Below are 7,223 nucleotides of genomic sequence, written 5' to 3'. Positions count from 1 at the left end.
GCCGAATTCAACCTGCTGGCCGAACTGATGCGCCAGGCCGGCCGGCTCGTCACCAAGGCCGAGCTCTCCGAGCGCGCACTGGGCCGCCCGCTGGCGCGCTTCGACCGCAGCATCGATGTGCACATCAGCGCCATCCGCCAGAAGCTGGCCAGCTGCCAGCCGGGCGCCGACCCCATCAGGACGGTGCGCGGCATGGGCTATCAACTCACACGAGACTGAAGCGATGCAGGTTGCAATGGGCCGGCTGTTCTGGAAGTTCTTCCTGGGCTTCTGGATCGCGCTGGTGACGGTGGCGGGCTCGGTGGCCGCCGGGGTGTGGCTGGCGCGCTGGTTCGACCTGATTCCCGTCTCGGCTGCCGAGGCGCGGCGCGCGGAGGTGGTGCTGAGCGTGACCAGCGGGCTGCTGGCCTCGCACGACACCGAGGGGCTCAAGCGCGTGGCCGAACTCTTCAAGCGCGCCGGCAAACCGCCGCCCTATCTGCTGGACGCGCAAGGCCACGATCTGCTCGGCCGCATGCTGGACCCGCAGCTGGTGGCCAAGGTCCTGGCCGCCCCCGAACAGACCGACCTGAAACATGGCGGCGACAGCCTGGGCCTGATCGAGCACACGCCCACCGCTTCCGGCCAGGCCATCACCGTCTTCATGCCGGCCGACACGCTGCGTTCGACCCAAGGACCGCTGGAGCGAACGCCACCACCGGTGTGGATTCCGATCCTGGCCACGCTGCTGATCAGCACCCTGTTCGCCACGTTTGCCGCCTGGCATGTGTCGCACCGCATCCACACGCTGCAGGCCGCCTTTCGCCGCCTGGCGGACGGGCAGCTCGACACGCGGGTGTCGATGCCGCAAGGTCGTCGCCATCGTCGCCGCCGCGGTCCCGAAAACGACGACGAAATGGTCCAGCTCGGCGCGGATTTCAACCGCATGGCGCAGCAGCTGCAGCAGCTGGTCGGCGCACAGCAGCGGCTGCTGCACGACGTGTCGCACGAGCTGCGCTCGCCGCTGGCGCGCATGCAGGCCGCCATCGGCCTGGCTCGCCAGCAGCCCGAGCGCATGCCAGCGATGCATGAGCGGGTGGAGCGCGAATGCATGCGGCTGGACGCGCTGGTTGGCGAAGTGCTCACGCTCGCGCGCATGGAGACCACGCAGGCCCAGCCGCCGCGCCTGCCCATCGACGTGGTCGCGCTGATGGCCGAGGTCTGCAACGACGCCCGCTTCGAGGCCCGCGCAGCCCACCGCGACCTGCAGTTCAGCGCCCAAGGCAGCTTCGTCGCCGAAGTCAACGCCGAACTGCTCTGCCGCGCCTTCGAAAACGTCGTCCGCAACGCCGTCAAGTTCACCCGTGAAGCCACCAGCGTGCAAGTCACCGCCGAAGCCAGCAGCACCGCCCTGCTCATCACCGTCCAGGACCAAGGCCCCGGCGTGCCCGAAGAAGCCCGCACTCGCATGTTCGAACCGTTCGAGCGGCTGGGCGAGGCGGGGGTGGAAGGCTTCGGGCTGGGCTTGACGATTGCGAAGCGGGCAATTGAATCGCATGGCGGGCGCATCGAGGCGCATGCGCCGGAAGGTGGTGGATTGGCGGTGGTGATGCGGTTGGGGGCGCGAGGCTGAAGCGGTGGACCGACGACCGCCGCGCGGGCTTCCAGGCCTCTTGCGCCGGCGCCCCCTTTGCGCCCCCCTTTGCGCCCCCCTTTGCGCCTCACTGGCAACTGAAATTCGCGGCGTCATCCAGGCTGCCGCTGCCCTGGTAGCGGGCGACCTGGGGTGACGGGCACAGCGGTCGCGTGCGGGTCGCGGACCAGGTGGCGGGCACGTCGGCGTTGACACCGCCGGCATTGCCAGGGCCGCGCGCAGTGGCGGTGATGGCGCCCGGCGCCTGGCCCTGCTCCACCCATGCCACCAGTTGCGAAAGCATGTCGAATTGGTCGGTGGCCGGGCCGCCGGAACAGTGGTTCATGCCGGGCACGCTGTAGAAGCGTGCGAAATCGCTGGCGTCCCCGCCGTTGGCCTTGGCCAGTGCCTGGTACCAGTTCAAGGTGTCGTCGTGGCTGAAGATCGGGTCGGAGGCACCATGGTAGACCAGCATCTTGGCGCCACGGTACTTCAGCGTGGACAGCTCGGTCTCGTTGGGCGGCACCATGAAGTGCCAGGCCGACTCGGTGAAGACGGCCGTGGTGGCCATCACGCGGGCCAGCATCTGGTCGATGCTGCCCGTGGCGGCGAAGGTGGTGGGCACGAAGGTCGCGGCGTCTTCTGGCGGGGCCTGCCAGACCTGGCCGACAGCCACGGAATCGCGGGTGGCGGGCGCAGAGAATTTCCATGAGGCCCAGCCGTTGGTGGCCAGGCCTGCGTCGTACGGCCAGGCCGCGTAGACCAGGCTGCCGTCGCCCGCCTTGGCGCCAGCGAATAGTTGCTCGATCACCGCCTTCTGTTCGCTGCTGAGGCAGGTGCCGTCCCGAGTGCCGGCGCAGGTGGGCACGTCGCGGTCCAGGCTGAAGGCGCCACGGCAGGCCGCCACGTCCTGCACCAGGCCATCTGTCGCGCCATCCAATGCATCGCACCTGGCCAGCACGGCATTGCTGACCAGCGCACGTTCGGCCTGGGAGAACCCGGTGGACGCATCGCCACTGGTGCTGGCCAGGGTGAGGTACTGCTGGTAGCCGGCGATGTTGGCGATGGCGGCGCGCGGCAGGTGGAAGCCTGGGTCGCCTACCAGGTAGCCGTCGTACTGCTCGGCATCGCGGGCCGCAGCCACCATGGTGTGGCGGCCGCCGTTGGAGCAGCCGCCGATGTAGGCGCGGTCGGGGGCGCGGCCATAGCTGGCCTGCACGAGTTGCTTGGCCATCGGCGTGAGCGTGCCCACGGCCTGGTAGCCATAGTCCAGCCGGGCCTGTGGGTCATTGCCGAAGTTGGCGGCACCCGGCGCGTTCTGCGCATTGCTGTGGCCCGCATCGGAGCTGAGCACCGCGAAGCCCTGCAGCAGCGCGCCGGTCAATGGACCGCCGCCGAGGCCGCCCAGCGCGGTGACCACCGCGCCATCCAGGCCGCCATTGGCCTGGTAATAGAAGCGGCCATTCCAGGCCACTGGCAGGCGCAGCTCGAAGCCGATGGCATAGCTGCCGTTGGTACCGGTGCGGGCGTTCATCGTGCCAGTGACCAGGCAATGCGCCGGCACGGGCTGACCCGCCACGGTCAGGGTCCCGGCCGCCACATCGGTGGCCGCGGTCAGGATGGTGTTGGCAAAACCGAAGCTGGCCACCAGCGTGCTGCACTGGCTCAGCGTGCCGGCGCTGGCCGGGCTCAAACGCGCGATCGGACGGTCACTGCCACCGCAGGCACACAGCGTGGCCGAGGCCAGCAGCGAGGGGAGGAAAAGAAAGGGAAAAGATCGCATGGCGAGGGCTCCAACGATGAGGTTCAGGCGCCGCGCCTGCGTCGCCTCGTGGCGAAATTTATTTCATCAACTAAATCAAATTAATGGCGTTATCCCCTAAGACACGGCGAAATCTCCACGAATTAGTTTCAGTAGGTTAATCAGATAAGACCAACCCACCAAGGCCAAGGCCGCCTTCCGGCCGTGCGTGCTCATCGCTGGACAAGGGAAAGCCCGGCGTCAAATTGACAACCTACCAACTAGTCGGTAGACTGCAATTCATGGCTGACGATTCCACCCTCGACCGAATCCTTCGGTCCGCGCACCAGCTCATCCTGCAGCGCGGCTTTCATGGCTTCAGTTATGCCGACGTGGCGGACCAGGTCGGCATCCGCAAGCCCAGCATCCACCATCACTTCCCGACCAAGGTGGACCTGGTGCGCACCTTGGTGGCGAACTACCGGCAAGCGGCCGCTGCCGGGCTGGCGGCGATCCGCACCAACGTGGCGGATCCTGCCGCACAGCTGCGGGCCTACGTAGGCTACTGGGAACGCTGCGTGGCGACGGACACCGACCCCTTCTGCCTCTGCGCGCTGCTGGCCGCGGAGCTGCCTTCGCTGCCACCGGAAGTGGCGGCGGAGGTGCGCGGCCACTTCCAGGCCCTGGTCGCGTGGCTGCAGGCCGCGCTGCAGGACGGCGCGGCCGGCGGCCAGCTGCGGCTGAGCCAACCCGTCGAAGTGGAAGCCCACACCTTCATGGCCGCCGTGCATGGGGCGCTGCTCACGGCCCGTGCCGCAGGCGAGCCCAGCCTGTTCGGCAGGGTCATGTCCTCCCACCTCCAGCGACTCACGCCTTCGGCGTAGCACGCCCTTCACTCGAAAGACCTAGCCTCATGCCTACCCCGTCCATGCGAGCCGCCGACACCCGTTGGCTGACCCTCTACAGCTTCACCCGCGCCGCGTTTTCGTTCGCCTGGGTCGCCGCAGCCATTGCGCTGGGCCGCCACGACGCGATGATCGCCGCCGTGCTGTTGTGCCTGTACCCCGCCTGGGATGCGGCGGCGAATTACCTGGACGCCATCCGCAGCGGTGGCCTGAAGCGCAACCCGACGCAGGCGATCAATGTCGCCGTGAGCGCCTTGACGACGCTGCTGGTGATCGCGGCAGTGCAGCACAGCCAAAGCTGGGTGCTGGCGATCTTCGGCGCCTGGGCGATTGGCGCGGGCGTGTTGCAGCTCGCCACCGCGGTTCGCCGGTGGAAGAGCCACAGCGGCCAGTGGGCCTCGGTGCTGAGCGGCGCGCAATCTGCGCTGGCCGGCGCGTTTTTCATCCAGCAGTCGTTTGCGCTGTCGGCGCCGCCCATCGTGACCCTCGCGGGCTACGCGGGCGTGGGGGCCGCCTACTTCCTCATCTCGGCGATCTGGCTCGCGGTGAACGCCTCGCGAAGCCGGGCACGCCAGGCCGCTGGCACCTGAGGCAGGCGCGCTCGCAAGCTCACATGGTCACATCGCGCGGCCGTCGTGGTGTGTGACAGGCAAGGCCGCGAGGTCGATGCCTTCGATGCAGCGCACATTGACCGCGGCCATCTCGTCGCCATTCGGCGCCTTGCCTTCGCCATACGGATGGATGCCGCAGGTGGGGCAGAAGCGGTGCTGGATCACATGCTTGTTGAACAGGTAGACGCTGGTGTCCTCCTCGGGCGTGAAAAGGCGCAATGCGCTGCGCGGCACGAACCACATCAGCGTGCCCTTGCGCTGGCACATCGAGCAGTTGCAGGACATGACCGAGGTGAGCTCGCCTTCGGCCTCGAACTTGATGCGGCCGCAGTGGCAGCTGGCCTGGTACACGGTGCTGGGCATGTCATGCCTCCTGAGGTTTGCGTTGCAGGAAGGCGCCCAGCGCCTCGAAGGCGGGCTGCCAGCCGCGCTCGTGGTTGGTGGCGGCCTGGGCGTCGAAGAAGCGGTCGTGCACGAAATGCATTTCAGTGCCTGCGCCGCCATCCACCGCGGCCAGCGTGACGCTGACGCGCGAGACGCGCTCGGGCGTGCTCTGCCAGGCCCAGGTGAAGACCAGCCGGCTGTGCAGCTCGACTTCCTGGTAGACGCCCGAGACTTCGTTCATCTCGCCGTTGGCGCCTTCGAACGCAATGCGGTAGCGCCCGCCCACGCTGAGGTCGATCTCGGCCACGGTGGGCGCGCGGTCCTCGCCCGGATGGCCGAACCACTGGCTCAGCGCTTGCGCCTCGGTCCAGGCGCGCCAGACTTTTTCGGGCGGGACGCGGTAGCGGCGCGTGAGGCTGACTTGGCCTGGGGCTTCGCCGAGGACGGCGGCACGGGATTGGGGCTGGGCAGCGGGCATGGCGTCGATGCTTCCTGTTGGTGGAGAAAACGATCGAGCGCGTCGAAGCGCTCGGTCCAGAAACGCTCGTAGCGGGAGATCCAGCGCGCCGCCGCCTGCATGGGCGCGGCGTCCAGTTCGCAGCGCACCACGCGCCCGGCCTTGGCGCGGGCAATCAGGCCCGCGGCTTCGAGCACGGCCAGGTGCTTCATGAACCCCGGCAGCGACATGCCATGCGGCTGCGCCAGCTCGCTGACGCTGCAGCTGACCTCGCCTTGCTGCGCCAGGCGCTCCAGCTGCACCAGTACGCTGCGCCGCGTCGCGTCTGACAGCGCGGCAAAGACCAGGTCGAGTTGGGTGGCTTCACTGTTAACCATTTGGTTTAGTGTTAGCCAGGGCCTCGGCCTTGTCAAGTCATTGTCTTCACCAGATCAGCTGCTCACAGGCTGCCGAGGTAGGCGCAGAACATGTCGGCCATCGCGTTGGCGTAGGACTTGATCTCCCTCGGCGTGCGCGGGCTTTCCGAGAACTCCTTGCCGACCGCACCCAGCGTGGTGGTGATGAGCTCTGCCGCCAGCGTGCGCGTGGCCTTCGATGCGCTTGGCAGCGCCTCGGCCATGAAGCGCTGCACGGTGCGGTTGCCGGACGCGCGGGCCTCGTGCGCCTCCGGTGCGTCGCGGTACAGCGGCGCGGCGGCAGCCAGCGCGGTGCGCACCTCGGCCTCGTCGCACTCCGAGCGGATGAAGGCATGCACCAGCACCCGCAAGCGCTCCAACGGCGGCTGGCGGGTGTCTTCCAGGATGCGGCTCAGCATCTCGGTGGTCTGCCGCCATTCGTCGCTCTGCAGGCGAAACAGGATGGCCGCCTTGTTCGGGAAGTACTGGTAGACCGAGCCGATGCTGACGCCGGCCCGCTCGGCCACGCGCGTGGTGGTGAAGCGGCGCGCGCCTTCCTTGGCCAAAACCTGAAGGGCCGCTTCGAGGATGGCGGCAACCAGGTCGTTCGAGCGGGCCTGCTTGGGCTGCCTGCGCGAGGCGATAGGGGCGCTGGGGCGGGTGGTCATGGCGATGGCTCCAAACGCGAATGGAAAACTTGAATGTTTCTTCATATTATTCCGCCACTCGGCGCCATGACGAAGGAGACCGTCACGGTCACACCCACCTTCCTGCCCCTTGCAGCGCCGAGGGAAATCGACAGCCGCCAGCCAGCTTGGCCGTAAGCGTTCACGTCAGTCAACGCACTCACCGATCTCGCTGATCGGGGTGTGCGCTTGCCTGTGCTTTCGCCTGCCGCATCCCGTCGACGCGAGACCCACTGGACATGCATGCCATGCGTTTCTCTTCTTTCTCGACCGATGCCCCCGCGCAGCGCCAGCTGCTGCTGCTCACCGCGCTGCTCTTCGTGGCCTATCTCTGCGTGGGCATGGCCCTGCCGGTGGTGCCGGTCTTTGTCACCGGCCGGCTGGGCCTCGGCCATGCCTGGGCCGGGCTGGCCGTGGGCATCGCCTTCCTCG

Annotated in this window: 9 protein-coding genes and 1 pseudogene; 5 read left to right on the top strand and 5 right to left on the bottom strand. The window is 67.9% G+C overall.

What is annotated here, in order from left to right; all coding sequences use genetic code 11:
• Together FKP22_RS15900 and FKP22_RS15895 are read left to right on the top strand one after the other, a co-directional pair.
• A partial coding sequence (locus FKP22_RS15900; RefSeq protein WP_141288441.1) for a winged helix-turn-helix domain-containing protein occupies window positions 1-219 on the top strand: 219 nt, incomplete at its 5' end.
• Between the two features lie 4 nt (window positions 220-223).
• Window positions 224-1,612 (top strand): ATP-binding protein, encoded by a 1,389-nt coding sequence (locus FKP22_RS15895; protein ID WP_170200924.1) that lies wholly within the window; start codon window positions 224-226, stop codon window positions 1,610-1,612.
• A gap of 88 nt (window positions 1,613-1,700) precedes the next feature.
• Here the strand turns inward: FKP22_RS15895 and FKP22_RS15890 are convergent, their stop codons facing one another.
• Entirely contained in the window at window positions 1,701-3,395 is a 1,695-nt protein-coding gene (locus tag FKP22_RS15890; protein ID WP_141288439.1) for a tannase/feruloyl esterase family alpha/beta hydrolase, read from the bottom strand.
• Window positions 3,396-3,655: 260 nt separating this feature from the next.
• Between FKP22_RS15890 and FKP22_RS15885 the strand changes: the two genes are divergently transcribed.
• Both FKP22_RS15885 and FKP22_RS15880 read left to right on the top strand, forming a co-directional pair.
• Entirely contained in the window at window positions 3,656-4,237 is a 582-nt protein-coding gene (locus tag FKP22_RS15885; protein ID WP_141288438.1) for a TetR/AcrR family transcriptional regulator, read from the top strand.
• 29 nt (window positions 4,238-4,266) lie between these two features.
• Window positions 4,267-4,848: a DUF308 domain-containing protein gene (locus FKP22_RS15880; protein WP_141288437.1), complete on the top strand. Its 582-nt coding sequence runs from the start codon at window positions 4,267-4,269 to the stop codon at window positions 4,846-4,848.
• A 27-nt stretch (window positions 4,849-4,875) separates the two neighbouring features.
• Here FKP22_RS15880 and FKP22_RS15875 read toward each other — a convergent pair whose 3' ends face one another.
• The 4 genes from FKP22_RS15875 to FKP22_RS15860 all read right to left on the bottom strand — a co-directional run bounded on the left by FKP22_RS15875 (window position 4,876) and on the right by FKP22_RS15860 (window position 6,773).
• Window positions 4,876-5,232, bottom strand: a complete 357-nt coding sequence (locus FKP22_RS15875) for a GFA family protein (RefSeq protein WP_141288436.1) — start codon at window positions 5,230-5,232, stop codon at window positions 4,876-4,878.
• A 1-nt stretch (window position 5,233) separates the two neighbouring features.
• A complete protein-coding gene (locus FKP22_RS15870; protein WP_141288442.1) occupies window positions 5,234-5,605 on the bottom strand; it encodes an SRPBCC family protein in 372 nt (123 codons plus the stop codon).
• The gene (locus FKP22_RS15865; RefSeq protein WP_141288435.1) at window positions 5,602-6,087 is read right to left on the bottom strand and encodes an ArsR/SmtB family transcription factor; all 486 of its coding nucleotides are present in this window, start codon (window positions 6,085-6,087) and stop codon (window positions 5,602-5,604) included. Before FKP22_RS15865 ends, FKP22_RS15870 begins: the two co-directional genes overlap by 4 nt.
• 62 nt (window positions 6,088-6,149) lie before the next feature.
• Complete coding sequence (locus tag FKP22_RS15860; protein ID WP_141288434.1) at window positions 6,150-6,773, bottom strand: TetR/AcrR family transcriptional regulator; 624 nt, start codon at window positions 6,771-6,773, stop codon at window positions 6,150-6,152.
• A gap of 266 nt (window positions 6,774-7,039) precedes the next feature.
• On the opposite strand from FKP22_RS15860, the pseudogene FKP22_RS15855 reads away from it, so the two are divergent.
• Window positions 7,040-7,223 (top strand): annotated as a pseudogene (locus FKP22_RS15855) (arabinose transporter); the annotation flags it as partial.

The sequence above is a fragment of the Ideonella azotifigens genome, from assembly GCF_006519715.1.
GTDB classification, from domain to species: Bacteria; Pseudomonadota; Gammaproteobacteria; order Burkholderiales; family Burkholderiaceae_C; genus Ideonella; species Ideonella azotifigens.
The sequence above is the reverse complement of the archived record's forward strand: the minus strand, read 5'-3'. Positions and strand labels throughout refer to the sequence as shown.

Bases quoted from the DNA above. Each gene is read 5' to 3' on its own strand.
- FKP22_RS15885 (WP_141288438.1), top strand. From the start codon at position 3,656: ATGGCTGACGATTCCACCCTCGACCGAATCCTTCGGTCCGCGCACCAG.
- FKP22_RS15890 (WP_141288439.1), bottom strand. From the start codon at position 3,395: ATGCGATCTTTTCCCTTTCTTTTCCTCCCCTCGCTGCTGGCCTCGGCC.
- FKP22_RS15880 (WP_141288437.1), top strand. From the start codon at position 4,267: ATGCCTACCCCGTCCATGCGAGCCGCCGACACCCGTTGGCTGACCCTC.
- FKP22_RS15895 (WP_170200924.1), top strand. From the start codon at position 224: ATGCAGGTTGCAATGGGCCGGCTGTTCTGGAAGTTCTTCCTGGGCTTC.
- FKP22_RS15865 (WP_141288435.1), bottom strand. From the start codon at position 6,087: ATGGTTAACAGTGAAGCCACCCAACTCGACCTGGTCTTTGCCGCGCTG.
- FKP22_RS15860 (WP_141288434.1), bottom strand. From the start codon at position 6,773: ATGACCACCCGCCCCAGCGCCCCTATCGCCTCGCGCAGGCAGCCCAAG.
- FKP22_RS15875 (WP_141288436.1), bottom strand. From the start codon at position 5,232: ATGCCCAGCACCGTGTACCAGGCCAGCTGCCACTGCGGCCGCATCAAG.